Genomic DNA, 16,586 nt, shown 5'->3' with positions numbered 1-16,586 from the left:
CGCGCTCCTACAGAACAGTATTCCAAACCAGGCAGTTGTATTTTTTTCGATAAGAGCGAGCTTGTTCGCGAGGACCATCTGCCAGGCGCCGATTGTGCGTTGTATGTACCGACGCTCTCGCGAACAAGTTCGCTCCTACCGGGAGGTATGGCGATGAGCGATAAGCACTGGGCCAAACACGAAGAGCGTGGCAGTTTCCTGCTGATGAAACTCACCGCCTGGGGCGTGCGGCACCTGGGCCGTCGGGTGCTGAGCCCGGTGCTGCATGGCATCGTGCTGTATTTCTTTCTGTTCGGCCGTCAGGCGCGCAGGAGTGCCTGGGAATATCAACGACGCTTGTCCGAATGGAGCGCCAGACCAGAGCTGATGCCTACGCACAAACGGGTATTCGGCCAGTTCATGGCCTTTGCTGATTCGCTGCTGGATAAACTCGACGTCTGGAACGGCAAGCTGCGTCTTGAGCAAATCGAGATTGTTGACCCGGCGCTGCTGCGCACTCAGTTGCGTGGCGAACGCGGCCAAATGCTGGTGGGTGCGCACTTGGGCAATCTGGAAGTCTGCCGCGCACTCGCCGAGCTGGGCGAAAAAGTCACCATGAATGTGCTGGTCCACACCAAGCACGCCGAACGCTTCAACCGTCTTTTGGGCGAAGCAGGCGCGACCAATCTGCGCCTGATTCAGGTCAGCGAGCTGGACCCTTCCGTCATGCTGCAACTGAGCCAGCGCCTGGACGACGGTGAGTGGCTGGCCATTGCCGGTGACCGCGTGGCGTTGCATGGCGGGCGTAACGCGAGGGTCGACTTCCTTGGCGCCAAAGCGGCGTTCCCCCAGGGCCCGTGGCTGCTGGCCGGATTATTGAAATGCCCGATCAATCTGATTTTCTGCCTCAAGCGCCCAAGCGGTTATCAAGTGACCCTCGAGCCATTTGCCGACGCCATCGAATGGCGACGCAGCGACCGGCAACAAGTGATTGCCGATCACGCCCAGCGCTATGCCGATCGCCTCGGCCACTACTGCCTGCAAGCTCCGCAGCAGTGGTTCAATTTCTATCCTTTCTGGAAGTCCGATGACGAATCAAGTTCCTGAGCCGGTCACCTTCGGTGAGCGTGCGTTGCAGATCGAAGACGTGCTGGCCCTGGCCAATCGCCAAGTGCCGACCGCTCTGCAAAGCGACAGCGCCTACCGTCAACGCATCGCCAAAGGCGCGCAGTTCCTTGATTCTTTGCTGGACAAGGAAGGCGTGATCTATGGCGTGACCACCGGTTACGGTGATTCCTGCGTGGTAGCCGTGCCGCTGCAACACGTGGAAGCCTTGCCGCGTCATCTGTACACCTTCCACGGTTGTGGACTCGGCAAACTGCTCGACGCCCAAGCCACGCGCGCGGTATTGGCTGCGCGTTTGCAGTCGCTGTGCCACGGGGTTTCCGGTGTTCGCGTGGAACTGCTGGAGCGCCTGCAGGCGTTTCTTGAGCAGGACGTATTGCCGCTGATCCCGGAAGAAGGCTCAGTGGGTGCCAGCGGTGATCTGACGCCGCTGTCTTACGTCGCGGCGACTTTGTCCGGCGAGCGTGAAGTGATGTTCCGCGGCGAACGCCGTCAGTCCAGCGACGTGCATCGTGAGCTGGGCTGGGAACCCTTGGTGTTGCGCCCCAAGGAAGCCCTGGCCTTGATGAACGGTACAGCGGTGATGACTGGTCTGGCGTGCCTGGCCTTTGCCCGCGCCGATTACCTGCTGCAACTGGCAACCCGCATCACTGCGATGAACGTAGTCGCGTTGCAAGGCAACCCGGAGCATTTCGACGAGCGCCTTTTCGCGGCCAAGCCTCATCCGGGCCAGATGCAAGTCGCGGCCTGGTTGCGCAAGGATCTGGCCATCGACGCACCGACCGCACCTCTGCATCGTTTGCAGGATCGTTACTCGCTGCGTTGCGCCCCGCATGTGCTGGGCGTACTGGCTGACAGCCTGAACTGGCTGCGTTCGTTTATCGAAATCGAACTGAACAGCGCCAACGACAACCCGATTATCGACGCCGAGGCAGAACGCGTGCTGCACGGCGGGCACTTCTATGGCGGCCATATCGCCTTCGCCATGGACAGCCTGAAAAACCTCGTCGCCAACGTTGCCGACCTCCTGGATCGCCAGCTCGCGCTGTTGGTGGATGAGCGTTACAACCACGGCTTGCCGAGCAATCTGTCTGGCGCGCCAGCGGATCGGGCGATGATCAACCATGGCTTCAAGGCCGTGCAGATCGGCACCAGCGCCTGGACTGCAGAAGCCCTGAAAAACACCATGCCGGCCAGCGTGTTCTCCCGCTCGACCGAGTGCCACAACCAGGACAAGGTCAGCATGGGCACCATCGCTGCCCGGGACGCCATTCGGGTACTGGAACTGACCGAGCAAGTGGCCGCTGCCACGCTGATCGCTGCGAACCAGGGTGTCTGGCTGCGCAGCAAAGCCGCCGATGCACGCCCACTCCCCCCAGCGTTGGCAGCCATGCACGAGCAACTGGCCGTTGATTTCCCGCCCGTGATCGAAGACCGTGCGCTGGAAGGCGAGCTGCGTCTATGCCTGCAACGCATTGCTGATCGCCATTGGAGGTTGCATGCGCAGTAAAGGCGTAATTGATGTGGACACCGAAGTCCTGGTGCCCTTTTTCGACGTCGATTCGATGAACGTCGTCTGGCACGGGCATTACATCAAATATCTGGAAGTCGCCCGCTGCGCGCTGCTGGACCACATCGGCCACAACTACACGCACATGCTCGAATCCGGTTACGGTTGGCCGGTGATCGACATCCAGCTGCGCTACGTGCGTGGCGCAGTGTTCGGCCAGCGGCTGATCGTGCGCGCCAGTCTTGTGGAGTGGGAGAATCGCTTGAAGATTAATTACCTGATCACCGACGCCGAAACCGGCGAGCGCATGACCCGCGCCAGCTCGATTCAAGTGGCGGTACACATCGAAACCCGCGAAATGCAGCTGGCTTCGCCGAAAGCCTTCACTGATGCGGTTGAGAGGGTGTTGCCATGAATCTCTGTATCGAAACAGGTCTCAGCCCTGTGGGAGCGGTGCTTGCCCGCGATAAGGCTGGACGCGGTAGACCTGATATCTGCGGTGCACTTATCGCGGGCAAGCATCGCTCCCACATGAACCTCATTTCAACCATAGGTCGTGTGTTTTGCCTTATGGCGCTGCTGTGCCTGTCCCCACTGGCCCAGGCCTTTGACCTGCAGCAACTCAGCGATCAACTGGCAAAACCGGTCGTGGTACGCGGCAATTTCATCCAGGAAAAACACCTGCGTGCCTTGCCAACTCCACTGATCAGCAAAGGCCGCTTTGTACTGGCCAAGGAGTTCGGCCTGTTGTGGCTGTTGAACACGCCGCTCAAACAGGACTACCGCATCAGCCCGGCCGGTATAGCCCGTCGTGACGCCGCCAACGGCTGGCAATTATTGCCGAACAAGAGTGCCGGGGCAGAACAGAACCGGCTGTTCCTGGCCGTTTTGCAGGGCGACAGCAGTGGCCTGGAGCGCGACTTCGAATTGCAGCTCAAAGGCGATGCCAAATCCTGGCAACTGACGCTGACCCCGCGCTCGCTGTTGCTGCAACAGGTGTTCAAGCAGATCAATATCGACGGCGGCGAACTGGTGCAACGCATCGAACTGCTGGAAACCCAGGGCGACAGCACGTTGCTGAAGATGGTCGATAGCCAGAGTGTGCCTGCCTTGAGCGATGCGGAGCGTGCTGATTTTGCGAATTGAACGCCTGTTGCCGCGCCTGTTCCTGATCACCCTGTTGGCGGTGCTGGCCCTCGCGGGTTGGCAATGGCGCGACGGTGCGCCGCTGTCCGCCAACCTGATGGAGCTGGTCCCCGGCAGTAGCCCTGATCCTCTGGAATTGCGCGCCGAACAGCGCATGCAAGAACCGTTGAACCGCGAAATGCTGGTGCTGGTCGGCCACGCTGACCAACAACAAGCCATCGCGCTGGCGAAGCAATTGGGCGAGCAGTGGCAGGCCAGCGGTTTGTTCGACAAGGTCCAATGGAGCCTGCAGGCCGATCTGCCTGCGCTGCGCACCCAGTTGCTGCAAGGTCGACTGGCGATGCTGCCAAAGGCGGACCGGACGCAACTGATCGACAACCCGCAGGCCTTCATTCAACAATGTGTGCAGAGCCTGTTCGACCCGTTCAGCGGCTTCAGTCTCGTGCCAAGCCAGGATGACTGGCTGGGTCTGACCGGCCGCATCCAGAACGGCATGCCGCAGCATGGCTCGGTGCAACCGGACATCGGCAGCGGTGCGTTGATCGCCAATGCTGACGGCAAAAGCTGGGTACTGCTGCGAGCCCGCACCAACGGCAATGCGTTCGACATGCACTTGCCGCTGCGCGTCGCCGACTTGCTCAGCGCAGCCCGCCAACAGGCCGCGCAGGCCAACGGTCAATTACTGGCAGCCAGCGGCCTGCTGTACGCGGCCGACGGCCAACGTCAGGCCAGTCGGGAAATCACCTGGGTGGGCGGCGGTGCGACAGCGGGCATCCTGTTGTTGCTGTTGCTGGCTTTCCGCCGCTGGCGCGTGTTGCTGGCGTTCGTGCCAGTGCTGGTAGGAATGCTGTTTGGCGCCGTCGCCTGCGTCGCATTCTTCGGCCATATGCATGTGATGACCCTGGTACTGGGTTCCAGCCTGATCGGCGTGGCAGTGGATTACCCACTGCATTACCTGTCCAAAAGCTGGAGCCTGAAACCCTGGCGCAGCTGGCCTGCCTTACGCCTGACCTTGCCGGGCCTGAGCCTCAGCCTCGCAACCAGCTGCATCGGCTATCTGGCGCTGGCCTGGACACCTTTCCCGGCGCTGACGCAAATCGCAGTGTTCTCTGCTGCCGGTCTAGTCGGCGCTTATCTCACCGCCGTTTGCCTGCTGCCCGCCTTGCTTAACAACACTGAGCTGAAACCGGCTCAATGGCCGCTGCGTCTGGCTGAACGTTTGCTGGGCTGGCGCGAAGCGTTGCTGCGCCGGGTCGGCACGCCCATCCTGCTGGCGCTGTTGCTGCTGTTCTGCGCTGCCGGTCTTTGGCAACTGACCACCAGAAATGACATCCGCCAGTGGATCTCAGCGCCACCGCAACTGACCGAAGAAGCCAAGGCGATTGCCAAAATTACCGGTTACCAACCCACCAGCCAGTTCTTTCTGGTGGAAGGCAAAGACCAGCAAGAATTGCTGGAGCGCCAGACGGCACTGACGCAACGTCTCGATCAGTTGGTGAATCTGGACGAGTTGAACGGCTATCTGGCGTTGAATCAATTGGTCGCGTCGCCCTCCGAACAGGATGCCGTGCGCAAAGCCCTGAACGCGCTGCCGGAGCACTGGCAAACACTGATTGATCTCGGTGTTCCCGCCAGCGCCCTGCAAGCTGAACTGACTCAACTGCAAGCGTCACCGATCACCGATATCGACGCGGCGCTGGCCGGACCGCTCGGCGAACCCTGGCGTGTGCTGTGGCTGGGCGCGAGCAAAAACGGTGTCGCCGGTATGGTCAGCCTTCAGGGATTGAACAGTGCCGCCCTGCTGCGCTTACAGGCTCAGGACTTGCCGGGCGTGCGGCTGGTGGATCGTCTGGGTCAACTCAACACTGTCTTTGCCGCGACCCAGATCAGCGCCGCTGAATTGAAGTTGGCGTCCTGCGTGTTGATCGTGCTGTTGCTGATTGCGCCGTTCGGCTTTGGCGGTGCGCTGCGCATTGTCGCCCTGCCGTTGCTGGCCGCGCTATGCAGCCTTGCCAGCCTGGGTTGGCTCGGCCAGCCGCTGACACTGTTCAGCCTGTTCGGCTTGCTGCTGGTCACCGCAATCAGCGTTGATTACGCAATCCTGATGCGCGAACAGATTGGTGGTGCCGCCGTGAGTTTGCTGGGTACCTTGCTCGCCGCGGTCACCACCTGGTTGTCTTTTGGTTTGCTGGCGGTTTCAAGCACGCCCGCCATCAGCAATTTTGGCCTGTCGGTGAGCCTCGGTCTGGCGTTCAGCTTCATGCTCGCGCCGTGGGCGGCCAGTCGACGCGCCACGCCAGCACCCGAAAGCGAGGCTCATCCATGATGACCTTACTGTTCTGGGTGATGGCCTTGCTGATGTTTGCGGTGGTGACACATCTGGGACGCCGTTTCGGCTTGATCCCCATCGTCAGTCAGTTATTGCTGGCAACCTTCGCCCTGCCACTGATCATGCTGTTCTGGATTGAACCGGTCTGGCAGTTGAGCGGCGCGCAACTGGTGGCGCCAGTCTGGCTGAAGACGCTTTACGGTCTGAGTTTCGCCATGGTTCTGGGGCATATTCTTAGCGATGTTATCGACGTAAAGATGGATCGCCAAAGCCTGAAAGTTGCACTGCCGAGTTTTGCTGTGCCATTTCTCGCAGGGCTGGGATGCGCCCTCTGGTTTTTGCCCGCGCAACCTTGGATCAGCTCGCTGGCGCTGGGTCTGGTGTTCGCGATTACCGCGATCCCTGTGCTCTATCTGTATCTGCGCCACATCGACTATCCGCCAGAGGCGACCCGCCGTCTGGTGCAGACTGCGATCCTTATCGACCTGATGTGCTGGAGCCTGTTCGGCATTGCCCAAGGCAGCCTGAACATCAACAGCCTTCTACTGCCGCTGCTCGGCGCGTGCGTGCCTTTGCTGCTACGGGTTCTGCAACTGCGCCAGCCGCTGGTTTACAGCCTCACGTTCTTTGCCCTGCTGATGGTGGCCGAGCACTACAAACTTAACGCGCTGATTTTCGGCATCGGCTATCTGCTGTGCATGGCCCGACTCAAACAGCCATGGGTGCTGCCGATCAGGCGCGAATGGTTCATGCACCTGCAAACCTGGCTCGCGATCCCGCTGATCCTGACCTTCGGCATCGTGCAGATCAACGTGCACAGCGCCATGGGCAGCCTCGGTTGGGTACAGCTCAGTGCGCTGATTCTGTTGCCGATTATCAGCAAGATGCTCGGCAACTGGCTTGGCCTGAGCTGGGCAACACCGTCCTTCGACGGTGCCAGCCGCTGGCGTGAAAGCGTGCTGCTGAATATTCGCGGCCTGAGCGAAATCGTCTTTCTCAATATGCTGCTGCAACAACAACTGATCAACCCGGCGCTGTACTTCGCGCTGATGCTGATGAGCCTGCTCGCGACCCTGATGCCAGCTTTGCTGGGCATGGGCCGCGCACCGGTGCAGCCACCCGTAAACGCTGTCGATCCAGTAAGGAAGTCGTATGTCAGTAACTGATAGGGAAAGCCGGACAGTCGTCGTGATTGGAGCAGGTCCCGCCGGTGCGATCGCCGCTGCCCTGCTCAAGCGTAACGGGCATGACGTGCTGATCATTGAGCGCCAGCAATTCCCGCGTTTCTCCATTGGTGAAAGCCTGCTGTCCCACTGCCTGGACTTCGTCGAAGAGGCCGGCATGCTCGACGCCGTAAAGGCCGCAGGTTTTCAGAAGAAAAATGGTGCTGCCTTTGCGTGGCGCGATCAGTACAGCGCATTCGATTTCGGCGACACCTTCAGCGAAGGCCAGCCATCGACCTTCCAGGTACAACGCGGTGAGTTCGACAAACTGTTGGCCGATCAGGCTGAATTACAGGGCGTGGAAATCCGCTATCAGCAAGAGATCATCGCGGGCGATTTCAACAGCCCGCAGCCAGTCCTGAACGTACGTCGCGAAGACGGCAGCGAGTATCAAGTGCAGGCGCAGTTCGTGCTCGATGCCAGCGGTTACGGCCGCGTTTTACCCCGTTTGCTGGACCTGGAAGCACCGTCGAATTTCCCGGTGCGTCAGGCGGTGTTCACCCACATTGAAGACCATTTCCCGGCATCCTTTGACCGCGAAAAAATCCTCGTCAGCATTCACCCTGAAATGCGCGACGTGTGGTTCTGGTCGATTCCGTTCAGCAACGGCCGCTGCTCCATGGGTGTCGTCGCTGCGTCCGAACGTTTCAAGGACAAACCCGAAGATCTCGACGCCTGCTTGCGCGAGTTCGTGGGTGAAACTCCGCACCTCAAAGAACTGCTTAAAAACGCCGTGTGGGACACTCCGGCGCGGACCATCGGCGGTTACTCGGCCAACGTCAAAACCCTGCACGGTCCGGGCTTTGCGCTACTGGGCAATGCGGCTGAATTCCTCGACCCGGTGTTCTCCTCCGGCGTGACCATTGCCATGCGTTCGGCGAGCATGGCGGCGGGCGTTCTGCATCGCCAGTTGCAAGGTGAAGCAGTCGACTGGCAGGCCGAGTTCGCGATACCGCTCAAGCGGGGTGTAGACACGTTCCGCGCCTATGTCGAGGGCTGGTACGAAGGCACGTTTCAGGACGTGATTTTCTACCCGGAAAGCACTCGGGATATCCGCCGCATGATCAGCGCGATTCTGGCTGGATACGCCTGGGATCAGCGCAACCCGTTTGTTTCTGAACCCAAGCGCCGCCTGCGCATGCTGTCTGAAATCTGCGCGAGTACAGCACAATGAGCGGACCTTTTCTGAGCGACAAATACGTCGAAGAAACCCGTTTCGGTTTGTGGTTCCTGCGCAGCCACACGTGGCAACACCGCGTGCTGCGAGTGGCGATCAACGACCTGCGCAGCCTGTTTGATAGCGAACCGCCGAGCCAGCCGGTACTGCTCGATGCGGGTTGCGGTCAGGGCAAGTCATTCAAGCGCCTGTGCGAGGTGTTTGCGCCATCACGCCTGCTGGGTGTGGACGCCGACCCGGAAAGCCTGACCATGAGCCGCACCGAAGCCCGGCTTCAAGGCATCGATGTCGAGCTGATCGGCAGCGACTGCGCCGCATTGAAACTGGCCGACGCCAGCGTCGATATCCTGTTCTGCCATCAGACGTTCCATCACTTGGTCGAACAGGAACAGGCCCTTGCCGAGTTCTATCGAGTGCTCAAGCCCGGCGGCTATTTATTGTTCGCTGAATCCACCGAAGCCTATATCGACACCTGGGTCATCCGCTGGCTGTTCCGCCACCCTATGCATGTGCAGAAGAGTGCCGCGCAATATCTGCAAATGATCCGCGATCAGGGCTTTCAGTTTGGTGCACAGAATGTGTCTTACCCGTATCTTTGGTGGAGCCGCTCCAGTGATTTCGGTTTGCTGGAACTTCTGAAACTGCGCAAGCCAGCGCTTTTTGGCCAACGCGAAGAAACCCTGGTCAACGTGGTGGCGCGTAAACCTTGCGAGGGTGAGCAAACATGATTCGCGCATTGTTCACCGCCTGCGTCCTGTTGCTGGCGGCGTGTGCCAGTAAAGCCCCGTTGCCTGTTTCGGTTCCCGAGCTGCAGTTGCCGATGCAATTGCACATTCAGCGCCAGCAGGCTGATCAGCGCCAGGACTGGCTGCTGGTGATTCAACAGGAAGCCAGCGGGTTGCGCTGGTCACTGATGGACCCGCTGGGTATTCCGCTGGCACGTCAGCAGTTGATCAACGGCCAGTGGCAAGCCGACGGCTTGTTGCCGCCCAATGCCGAAGCCCGGGAGCTGTTCGCTGCCCTGCTGTTCGCGCTCACCCCGGACAGCGAGCTGCGGCGTAACTACCCCACCGCGCAGCGCCGGGGCACGCAACGCATTGTTGATGAACGATGGGGCGTGGAATACAGCAGCGCAGACACCTTCAGGCTGGTCGTGCTCACCGGCAAAGACGGCAGAATCAACTACGGCGTCAGCCCGCTGAACAGTGAGGCCGTGCAATGAGCGCCTACCTGAACGCACTGGGCCTGATTTGCTCGCTGGGCAGTGGCCGTGAAGAAGTCGCGCGTCGGCTGTTCGCCGCTGACACATCAGGCATGGTCGAAGAAGGCGGCTGGGTGCCGGAGCGCATCTTGCCTGTAGGTGCAGTCAAAACAGAGTTGCCACACATCCCCTCCGCTCTGGCTTCCCACAACAGCCGCAACAATCAGCTGTTGCTGGCGGCTGCCCTGCAGATCGAATCGGATATCCGTGAGGCCATCACGCGTTACGGCACTCATCGTATCGGGGTGATCCTGGGCACCAGCACGTCGGGCATCGACGAAGCCGGGCGTGGCATTGGCGCATGGTTGAGCAGCCAGCAATTCCCCGCGGACTATCACTACCAGCAGCAAGAGCTGGGCGCGGCAGCCAACTTCATTTCGGAGTGGCTGCAACTGAGCGGCCCGTCTTATGTGATCTCTACCGCCTGCACCTCCAGTGCCCGCGCGCTGCTCAGTGCCCGACGCGCTCTGGACATGGGCCTGTGCGACGCGGTGTTGTGCGGCGGGGTCGACACCTTGTGCAAACTCACCCTGAACGGCTTTTCGGCGCTGGAAGCTGTTTCGCAACAGCGCTGCAACCCGTTTTCGCGCAATCGTGACGGGATCAATATCGGCGAAGCTGCGGTGCTGTTTCTGATGACCCGTGAAGCCAGCGGCGACCATTCGATTGCACTGCTGGGCGCGGGCGCAACGTGCGACGCGCACCATATTTCTGCGCCGCAGCCCAGCGGCTGCGGTGCCCGCCAAGCCATGCAGCAAGCCCTGGACAATGCCGGACTTGCAGCCACGCAGATCGGTTACCTGAACCTGCACGGCACGGCTACTCCACTTAATGACGCCATGGAAAGCCTGGCCGTGAACGCTATTTTCCCTGACGGCGTACCGTGTTCTTCCACCAAGCCCATGACCGGCCATACGCTAGGCGCAGCGGGTGCACTGGAAGCTGCTTTCTGCTGGCTGAGCCTGGCCCCGGAAAACACCGACCACGCCCTGCCCCCCCACGCCTGGGATGGTGAAGCCGATCCGCTGCTGCCGCCCCTGCAATGGACTGACGCACAAACTCGCCTGGCGCAAACACCCAAGCGCTACCTGATGAGCAACTCGTTTGCCTTCGGTGGCAACAATATCAGCCTGATTATCGGAGACGCCCAATGATTGACTGGCCGCTCGCCGAACTGCTGCCTCATGCCGGCGACATGATCCTCATCGATGAGGTGCTGTCGTTCGACGAAGAACAGATTCAAACTCGCCTGACCGTGCCCCCGAACGGCCTGCTCAATGACACCAACGGCAACATGCCCGCCTGGGTGGGTATCGAGCTGATGGCCCAGAGTGTCGCGGCCTATGCCGGTTGCCAGGCAAGAACTCAGGGGCAGCCCGTGGCGCTGGGCTTCCTGCTGGGCAGCCGCAAGTACGAATGCAACGTGGAGCAGTTTCCCGCGGGCAGTGAACTGAACATCCACGCGCTGCGTACGTTGCAGGACGATAACGGCATGGGTGTCTTCGAATGTCGCCTGACCGGCCCGGCCATTGAAGCGTTTGCCCGCCTTAGCGTGTACTGCCCGCCCAACCCCGACCAATACCTGAACGAAGGAGCCCGCACATGACTGACTCGATACTGGTCACCGGCTCCAGCCGTGGCATTGGCCGCGCGATTGCCCTGCGTCTCGCGCAAGCAGGTTTCGACCTGATCCTGCATTGCCGCAATGGGCGCACAGAAGCTGAAGCCGTCCAGGCCGAAATTGTCGCCATGGGCCGTCAGGCGCGGATTCTGCAATTCGACGTGGCTGACCGCGAGACCTGCAAAGCCATTCTTGAAGCCGACGTGGAAACCCATGGTGCCTATTACGGCGTGGTGCTCAACGCCGGGCTGACGCGCGACGGCGCCTTCCCGGCGCTCAGCGACGACGATTGGGACGTAGTGCTCAGAACTAACCTTGATGGCTTCTACAACGTGCTGCACCCGGTAATGATGCCGATGATCCGTCGCCGTGCGGCCGGGCGCATCGTGTGCATCACCTCGGTATCGGGCCTGATCGGCAATCGCGGCCAGGTCAATTACAGCGCATCCAAAGCCGGTGTGATCGGAGCTGCCAAGGCACTGGCCATCGAGCTGGGCAAGCGCAAGATCACCGTCAACTGCGTCGCACCCGGCCTGATCGATACCGCCATGCTCGACGAAAATGTCCCAGTGGATGAACTGATGAAGATGATCCCCGCGCAGCGCATGGGCACCCCTGAAGAAGTCGCTGGCGCGGTGAATTTTCTGATGTCCGCCGAAGCGGCGTACATCACCCGCCAGGTACTCGCCGTTAACGGGGGCCTGTGCTGATGAAGCGCGTCGTCGTTACCGGCATGGCCGGCATCACTTCATTGGGCAGCGACTGGGCAAGCATCGAAGCCAACTTCAATGCCAACCGTAGCGGCATTCGGCGCATGGACGAGTGGGATCGCTTCACCGAGCTGAATACCCGGCTGGCAGGCCCTATCGATGATTTCACCGTACCGTCGCACTGGACCCGTAAACAACTGCGCAGCATGGGCCGTGTCTCCCGCTTCGCGGTAGGGGCCTCTGAACAGGCCCTGATCGGTGCGGGCCTGCTCAACGACCCGATCATTCGAGATGGACGCATGGGCACCGCGTGCGGCTCATCCACGGGCAGCACCGAAGATGTGAAAGCCTTCGGCAACATGCTGCTCAATTCGGTGGCGGTGGGGCTTAACGCAAACTCCTACGTGCGGATGATGCCTCACACCACGGCGGCCAATATCAGCATTTTCTTCGGGCTCACCGGTCGCCTGATCCCGACGTCCAGCGCCTGCACCAGCGGCAGCCAGGGCATCGGTTACGCCTATGAAGCGATCAAATTCGGGCGTCTGCCACTGATGCTGGCCGGGGGTGCGGAAGAATTGTGCCCTACCGAAGCCATGGTCTTCGATGCGCTGTACGCCACCAGCCTGAAAAACGATGCGCCTCACACCAGCCCACGTCCGTACGACAGCGGCCGCGATGGCCTGGTGATCGGCGAAGGCGGCGGCATGCTGGTGCTCGAAGAACTGGAGCACGCACTGGCCCGTGGCGCCCATATTCACGCAGAGCTGGTGGGTTTTGGCAGCAACGCCGACGGCGCGCACAGCACCCGCCCGGAGCAGGCCACCATGCGCCGTGCCATGGAGCTGGCACTGGAAGACGCCAACTTGCCCCCCGAAGCCATCGGCTACGTCAACGGCCACGGTACCGCGACCGAACAAGGCGACATTGCCGAAACCCTCGCCACCAGCAGCCTGTTTGGCTCACGCATGCCGATCAGTTCGCAGAAAAGCTTCCTCGGCCACACGCTGGGAGCCTGCGGTGCGCTGGAGTCGTGGTTCTGCATCGAGATGCTCAATCGCGACCGTTACATCCATACGCTGAACCTGGACGAGATCGATCCGCAGTGCGGCGACCTGGACTACCTGCGCGGCGAGCCCCGGCAGATGAGCCACGAATACGTGATGAACAACAATTTCGCTTTTGGCGGAGTCAACACGTCGTTGATTTTCCGCCGCTGGTCCTGACACTTTTTCTTAATCTCAAGGAGAGATCGTTATGCGCATGAAAACCTGGATCGCTGCAGCCGCCGTCGCGTTGTCCGTTCTGCCCGCTGTCAGCCAGGCCCGCGACACGGCGCTGTTTCTGCCGTTTCAGAAAGTCATCAATGACATGACCGCCGCTGGCAAAATCGATGGCAGCGTAAAGTTCTATCTGGCGGGCGTGCAGCCCAAAGGTAAAGTCACCGTGATCAGCCCGGGCGCCGTGACCAACAAGAAAACCAACGCCTTCAACAAGACCGATACCGAAGCGTGTGAGTGGGTCCTGCAATCGGCCATCCTGCAGATGTACAGCGCAGCGAAAAACGCTAATGCCAATGCGGTGACCAACATTGCCAGCTACTACAAAAGCATCGAACGCAAAGACCCTGTGAACTATGAATGCCACGCCGGTGCAATCATTGCTGGCGTTGCGTTGAAGGGTGATTTGAGCAAAGTGGACTGATACCAGGCTGCTGATATTGGTAGGAGCCAACTTGTTGGCGAGGCAGTTTGCCTGATACACCGCGTAAAGCGGCTCGCGAACAAGTTCGCTCCTACCGGGGATCGGTACCCGACCAGATTACAACTGAAAACGCCCAACCATGGTTTTCAGATCGTGGGACAGCCCCGACAGAGACTGGCTGGCCGAATCAATCTGCCCGGCGCCCTCCGAGGTCTGGATAGAAAGGTCGCGAATGTTGACCAGATTGCGGTCGATTTCCCGCGCCACCTGCGCCTGCTCCTCTGAGGCACTGGCGATCACCAGATTCCGTTCGTGGATCAGCGAGATCGCCTGGGCAATCTCGTCCAGCGCACCACCGGCGTGTTTCGCCATGTCCAGGGTCGTGAGCGCCTGCTCATTGGTCGCCTGCATGGTATCAACGACCTTCGCCGTACCGGCCCGAATAGCCGCGACCATCTGTTCGATTTCCTGAGTCGAAGTCTGAGTACGCCCCGCCAATGCGCGGACTTCATCGGCAACGACAGCGAAACCTCGTCCAGCTTCTCCCGCGCGAGCAGCCTCAATCGCGGCGTTGAGCGCCAGCAGATTGGTCTGCTCGGCCACGCCCCGAATCACATCCAGAATTTTGCCGATATCTTGGGAATGCTCGGCCAGCTCACGGACCTGGGAAGAAGCGTCCTCGACACGCTGCCCCATACGCTCGATGGCCTGAATAGTCCCGTCGACGCGCTGGCGACCCATTTGTGCGGTGGTCGTCGATGCGCTGGAAGCATCCGCTGTGGAGACCGCATTGCGAGCCACTTCCTCAACAGCGACCGTCATTTCGTTAACCGCTGTGGCAGCCTGCTGGATTTCGTCGTTCTGGTTGTGAAGATCCCCTGAAGTCTGGGTGGTGATCGCAGTCATTTCTTCGGCAGCAGTAGCAAGTTGGTCGGAAGAGTTACCGATCAGACGCAGGGTATCCATCAAGGCTTGCTGCATGTCACCCAGAGACTTCTGCAGATCGGCGGCCTCGTCCTTGCCATCGACCTCGATAGTCCCGGTCAGGTCTCCACGGGCAATACGCCGGGCGGCACCGATGGCGCCATTGAGTGGTTGCACAATGCTGCGCGTCAGCAACCAGGCCAGCCCGACGGTCAGGGCAAATACCAGCACCAGCACGCCCACGGTGGTCTGCATGGCCGTGTCATAGCGTTGCTCGGCCTGCTGGGTGTAGAGGCTGCCCTGCTCCAGGTTGATCTTGACCAGTTCGTTGAACAAGTCACCGGTCTGGTTGGACAGATCCTGGATGGTGCCGTTGAGCAGCGCGGTCATCCCTGGAATATCGCCCTGCTCGGAAAGCTTCTGATAGCTATCCAGCGCCTGTTGATATTGGGCCACGACGTTTTGCATCTTCGAAAAGGATGTGCGAGCGACTTCGGGTACGATCGGGGTATAGCCGTCCAGCGCCTTGCTCAATTCGCCGCGTAGAAACACCAGACGTTGGGTGGAAGGTCCAAGGACGGCGGGATCGCGGTTGATCATCAGCCGGAATGTGAGAACCCGAATGCCCAGTGAGTTATCACGAATACTGCCCAGCCATCGGGTCCCGGCGTGCGACACCTGCTCGGTGTGCACAACGGCCTCGCGCATCTGCGTGATCTGGTGCATGGAGAAGATACCGAATCCAAGCATCAATACGCTGATGACGCCAAAACTCAGAAATGCACGTGTTGAAATACGTATCTGCCGAAGCGCCATAGATCACCGAAACTGGAAAGGTCTTTAAATTGTCTCGACTTCGGCCAGCAGAACTTGACCTCAAGGCCTCGATTAATTGGCTACTTGTCCTCCGTTCGGCGCGTCACCAGCTCGACAAAAGCCCTGGCCATAGGTGATTGCTGATCCTTGCGCTGCACCAGCCAGACGGCGCTGGTGGCCTCCGGGTCAAGCAATGTTCGATAAACCACGCCATCAATGCGCATGCGCCGATAAGAGGCGGGCAACACCGTCACGCCAAGGCCCGCGGCGACCAGACCGATGATGGTCATGACCTCACCCGCTTCCTGGGTGATTAACGGCGTGAAACCAGCGGCTCTGGCCAGTCCCATCAGTTGCGCGTACAAGCCGCTGCCATAGGTGCGCGGGAAGAACACGAACGGCTCGTTTGCCAGTTCCGACAAGTGCAGGCCCTGCTCGCTGCCCTGCGCCAACGGATGACCGGCATTGATGATCGCCACTAACGGCTCGCGCAGCAGTTCGACCACAACCAGTGATTCCGGCAACGCCAGAGGCCGCATGATGCCGACCTGAATGGATTGATCTTCCAGTTGCGCGGCCACTTCCATGCTGTTCATTTCCTGCAAGGCCAGGTGCACGGCAGGGAAGCGTTGCCGAAACGCGAAGATCGCCTGGGGGATACTCGATGTGAACGGTGCCGACGTGGTGAAGCCGATCTTCAACTCCCCCAGTTCTCCCAATTGCGCACGGCGCGCGACGTCGGCGGCCTTGTCGACCTGCGCCAGCACCAGGCGCGCTTCGTCGAGGAACAGTCGCCCCGCCTCACTTAACTCCACGCGGCGATTGGTGCGATCAAACAGACGCGTGCCCAGTTCCTGCTCCAGCGCCTGAATCTGCTGACTCAGCGGTGGCTGGGAAATGCCCAGAACTTGCGCAGCGCGACCAAAGTGCAGCTCTTCGGCAACAGCAATGAAGTAGCGCAGATGACGTAATTCCATGGACCTTCCATTAAGTCGTTTTACCTATCAAACAGGTCGAACAATATATTGGAAAGAATGATTAGCGAGCTATATTCTTTTTTC

16 protein-coding genes and 1 pseudogene are annotated in these 16,586 nt (G+C 60.2%); 14 read left to right on the top strand and 3 right to left on the bottom strand.

What is annotated here, in order from left to right; translation table 11 throughout:
* Positions 1 to 147 precede the first annotated feature (147 nt).
* The 14 genes from H8S59_RS08645 to H8S59_RS08580 all read left to right on the top strand — a co-directional run bounded on the left by H8S59_RS08645 (position 148) and on the right by H8S59_RS08580 (position 13,785).
* The gene (locus H8S59_RS08645; protein ID WP_425504566.1) at positions 148 to 1,086 is read left to right on the top strand and encodes a lysophospholipid acyltransferase family protein; all 939 of its coding nucleotides are present in this window, start codon (positions 148 to 150) and stop codon (positions 1,084 to 1,086) included.
* The gene (locus H8S59_RS08640; RefSeq protein ID WP_187521124.1) at positions 1,067 to 2,614 is read left to right on the top strand and encodes an HAL/PAL/TAL family ammonia-lyase; all 1,548 of its coding nucleotides are present in this window, start codon (positions 1,067 to 1,069) and stop codon (positions 2,612 to 2,614) included. Before H8S59_RS08645 ends, H8S59_RS08640 begins: the two co-directional genes overlap by 20 nt.
* Positions 2,604 to 3,029, top strand: a complete 426-nt coding sequence (locus tag H8S59_RS08635) for an acyl-CoA thioesterase (protein ID WP_122707474.1) — start codon at positions 2,604 to 2,606, stop codon at positions 3,027 to 3,029. The genes H8S59_RS08640 and H8S59_RS08635 overlap by 11 nt, the downstream gene beginning before the upstream one ends.
* 116 nt (positions 3,030 to 3,145) lie before the next feature.
* Positions 3,146 to 3,760: an outer membrane lipoprotein carrier protein LolA gene (locus H8S59_RS08630; protein ID WP_095092467.1), complete on the top strand. Its 615-nt coding sequence runs from the start codon at positions 3,146 to 3,148 to the stop codon at positions 3,758 to 3,760.
* Positions 3,750 to 6,086, top strand: coding sequence for an MMPL family transporter (locus H8S59_RS08625; protein WP_187521127.1), 2,337 nt, complete (start codon positions 3,750 to 3,752; stop codon positions 6,084 to 6,086). Before H8S59_RS08630 ends, H8S59_RS08625 begins: the two co-directional genes overlap by 11 nt.
* Positions 6,083 to 7,255 (top strand): cation:proton antiporter, encoded by a 1,173-nt coding sequence (locus H8S59_RS08620; protein WP_187521123.1) that lies wholly within the window; start codon positions 6,083 to 6,085, stop codon positions 7,253 to 7,255. Before H8S59_RS08625 ends, H8S59_RS08620 begins: the two co-directional genes overlap by 4 nt.
* Positions 7,242 to 8,486 (top strand): NAD(P)/FAD-dependent oxidoreductase, encoded by a 1,245-nt coding sequence (locus H8S59_RS08615; protein WP_187521122.1) that lies wholly within the window; start codon positions 7,242 to 7,244, stop codon positions 8,484 to 8,486. Before H8S59_RS08620 ends, H8S59_RS08615 begins: the two co-directional genes overlap by 14 nt.
* Positions 8,483 to 9,217: a class I SAM-dependent methyltransferase gene (locus tag H8S59_RS08610; RefSeq protein WP_187521121.1), complete on the top strand. Its 735-nt coding sequence runs from the start codon at positions 8,483 to 8,485 to the stop codon at positions 9,215 to 9,217. The genes H8S59_RS08615 and H8S59_RS08610 overlap by 4 nt, the downstream gene beginning before the upstream one ends.
* Positions 9,214 to 9,711, top strand: a complete 498-nt coding sequence (locus H8S59_RS08605; RefSeq protein WP_187521120.1) for a DUF3261 domain-containing protein — start codon at positions 9,214 to 9,216, stop codon at positions 9,709 to 9,711. The genes H8S59_RS08610 and H8S59_RS08605 overlap by 4 nt, the downstream gene beginning before the upstream one ends.
* Positions 9,708 to 10,904: a beta-ketoacyl-[acyl-carrier-protein] synthase family protein gene (locus tag H8S59_RS08600; protein ID WP_187521119.1), complete on the top strand. Its 1,197-nt coding sequence runs from the start codon at positions 9,708 to 9,710 to the stop codon at positions 10,902 to 10,904. Before H8S59_RS08605 ends, H8S59_RS08600 begins: the two co-directional genes overlap by 4 nt.
* On the top strand, positions 10,901 to 11,356 hold the full coding sequence (locus tag H8S59_RS08595; protein ID WP_095092474.1) for a hotdog family protein: 456 nt from the start codon (positions 10,901 to 10,903) through the stop codon (positions 11,354 to 11,356). The genes H8S59_RS08600 and H8S59_RS08595 overlap by 4 nt, the downstream gene beginning before the upstream one ends.
* On the top strand, positions 11,353 to 12,081 hold the full coding sequence (gene fabG / locus H8S59_RS08590; RefSeq protein ID WP_187521118.1) for a 3-oxoacyl-ACP reductase FabG: 729 nt from the start codon (positions 11,353 to 11,355) through the stop codon (positions 12,079 to 12,081). Before H8S59_RS08595 ends, fabG begins: the two co-directional genes overlap by 4 nt.
* Positions 12,081 to 13,307, top strand: a complete 1,227-nt coding sequence (locus H8S59_RS08585) for a beta-ketoacyl-ACP synthase (RefSeq protein ID WP_095092476.1) — start codon at positions 12,081 to 12,083, stop codon at positions 13,305 to 13,307. The genes fabG and H8S59_RS08585 overlap by 1 nt, the downstream gene beginning before the upstream one ends.
* A gap of 31 nt (positions 13,308 to 13,338) precedes the next feature.
* Complete coding sequence (locus tag H8S59_RS08580; RefSeq protein ID WP_027901972.1) at positions 13,339 to 13,785, top strand: hypothetical protein; 447 nt, start codon at positions 13,339 to 13,341, stop codon at positions 13,783 to 13,785.
* Between the two features lie 117 nt (positions 13,786 to 13,902).
* On the opposite strand, the gene H8S59_RS27255 is transcribed toward H8S59_RS08580, so the two are convergent.
* The 3 genes and pseudogenes from H8S59_RS27255 to H8S59_RS08570 form a co-directional block, all read right to left on the bottom strand.
* Positions 13,903 to 14,691: a methyl-accepting chemotaxis protein gene (locus H8S59_RS27255; protein WP_425504565.1), complete on the bottom strand. Its 789-nt coding sequence runs from the start codon at positions 14,689 to 14,691 to the stop codon at positions 13,903 to 13,905.
* A gap of 72 nt (positions 14,692 to 14,763) precedes the next feature.
* Positions 14,764 to 15,525 (bottom strand): annotated as a pseudogene (locus tag H8S59_RS27250) (MCP four helix bundle domain-containing protein); the annotation flags it as partial.
* 80 nt (positions 15,526 to 15,605) lie between these two features.
* Positions 15,606 to 16,502, bottom strand: a complete 897-nt coding sequence (locus H8S59_RS08570; protein WP_095092479.1) for a LysR family transcriptional regulator — start codon at positions 16,500 to 16,502, stop codon at positions 15,606 to 15,608.
* Between the last annotated feature and the right edge of the window lie 84 nt (positions 16,503 to 16,586).

The sequence above is a fragment of the Pseudomonas folii genome (assembly GCF_014357575.1).
GTDB lineage: Bacteria > Pseudomonadota > Gammaproteobacteria > Pseudomonadales > Pseudomonadaceae > Aquipseudomonas > Aquipseudomonas folii.
Note: the sequence above shows the minus strand (reverse complement) of the source record. Positions and strands in the feature narration are given on the sequence as shown.

Excerpts from the sequence above, each read along its gene's own strand:
- H8S59_RS08645 (WP_425504566.1), top strand. The coding sequence starts at position 148 with ATGGCGATGAGCGATAAGCACTGGGCCAAACACGAAGAGCGTGGCAGT.
- H8S59_RS08640 (WP_187521124.1), top strand. The coding sequence starts at position 1,067 with ATGACGAATCAAGTTCCTGAGCCGGTCACCTTCGGTGAGCGTGCGTTG.
- H8S59_RS08635 (WP_122707474.1), top strand. The coding sequence starts at position 2,604 with ATGCGCAGTAAAGGCGTAATTGATGTGGACACCGAAGTCCTGGTGCCC.
- H8S59_RS08630 (WP_095092467.1), top strand. The coding sequence starts at position 3,146 with ATGAACCTCATTTCAACCATAGGTCGTGTGTTTTGCCTTATGGCGCTG.
- H8S59_RS08620 (WP_187521123.1), top strand. The coding sequence starts at position 6,083 with ATGATGACCTTACTGTTCTGGGTGATGGCCTTGCTGATGTTTGCGGTG.
- H8S59_RS08615 (WP_187521122.1), top strand. The coding sequence starts at position 7,242 with ATGTCAGTAACTGATAGGGAAAGCCGGACAGTCGTCGTGATTGGAGCA.
- H8S59_RS08610 (WP_187521121.1), top strand. The coding sequence starts at position 8,483 with ATGAGCGGACCTTTTCTGAGCGACAAATACGTCGAAGAAACCCGTTTC.
- H8S59_RS08605 (WP_187521120.1), top strand. The coding sequence starts at position 9,214 with ATGATTCGCGCATTGTTCACCGCCTGCGTCCTGTTGCTGGCGGCGTGT.
- H8S59_RS08600 (WP_187521119.1), top strand. The coding sequence starts at position 9,708 with ATGAGCGCCTACCTGAACGCACTGGGCCTGATTTGCTCGCTGGGCAGT.
- H8S59_RS08595 (WP_095092474.1), top strand. The coding sequence starts at position 10,901 with ATGATTGACTGGCCGCTCGCCGAACTGCTGCCTCATGCCGGCGACATG.
- fabG (WP_187521118.1), top strand. The coding sequence starts at position 11,353 with ATGACTGACTCGATACTGGTCACCGGCTCCAGCCGTGGCATTGGCCGC.
- H8S59_RS08585 (WP_095092476.1), top strand. The coding sequence starts at position 12,081 with ATGAAGCGCGTCGTCGTTACCGGCATGGCCGGCATCACTTCATTGGGC.
- H8S59_RS08580 (WP_027901972.1), top strand. The coding sequence starts at position 13,339 with ATGCGCATGAAAACCTGGATCGCTGCAGCCGCCGTCGCGTTGTCCGTT.
- H8S59_RS27255 (WP_425504565.1), bottom strand. The coding sequence starts at position 14,691 with ATGACTGCGATCACCACCCAGACTTCAGGGGATCTTCACAACCAGAAC.
- H8S59_RS08570 (WP_095092479.1), bottom strand. The coding sequence starts at position 16,502 with ATGGAATTACGTCATCTGCGCTACTTCATTGCTGTTGCCGAAGAGCTG.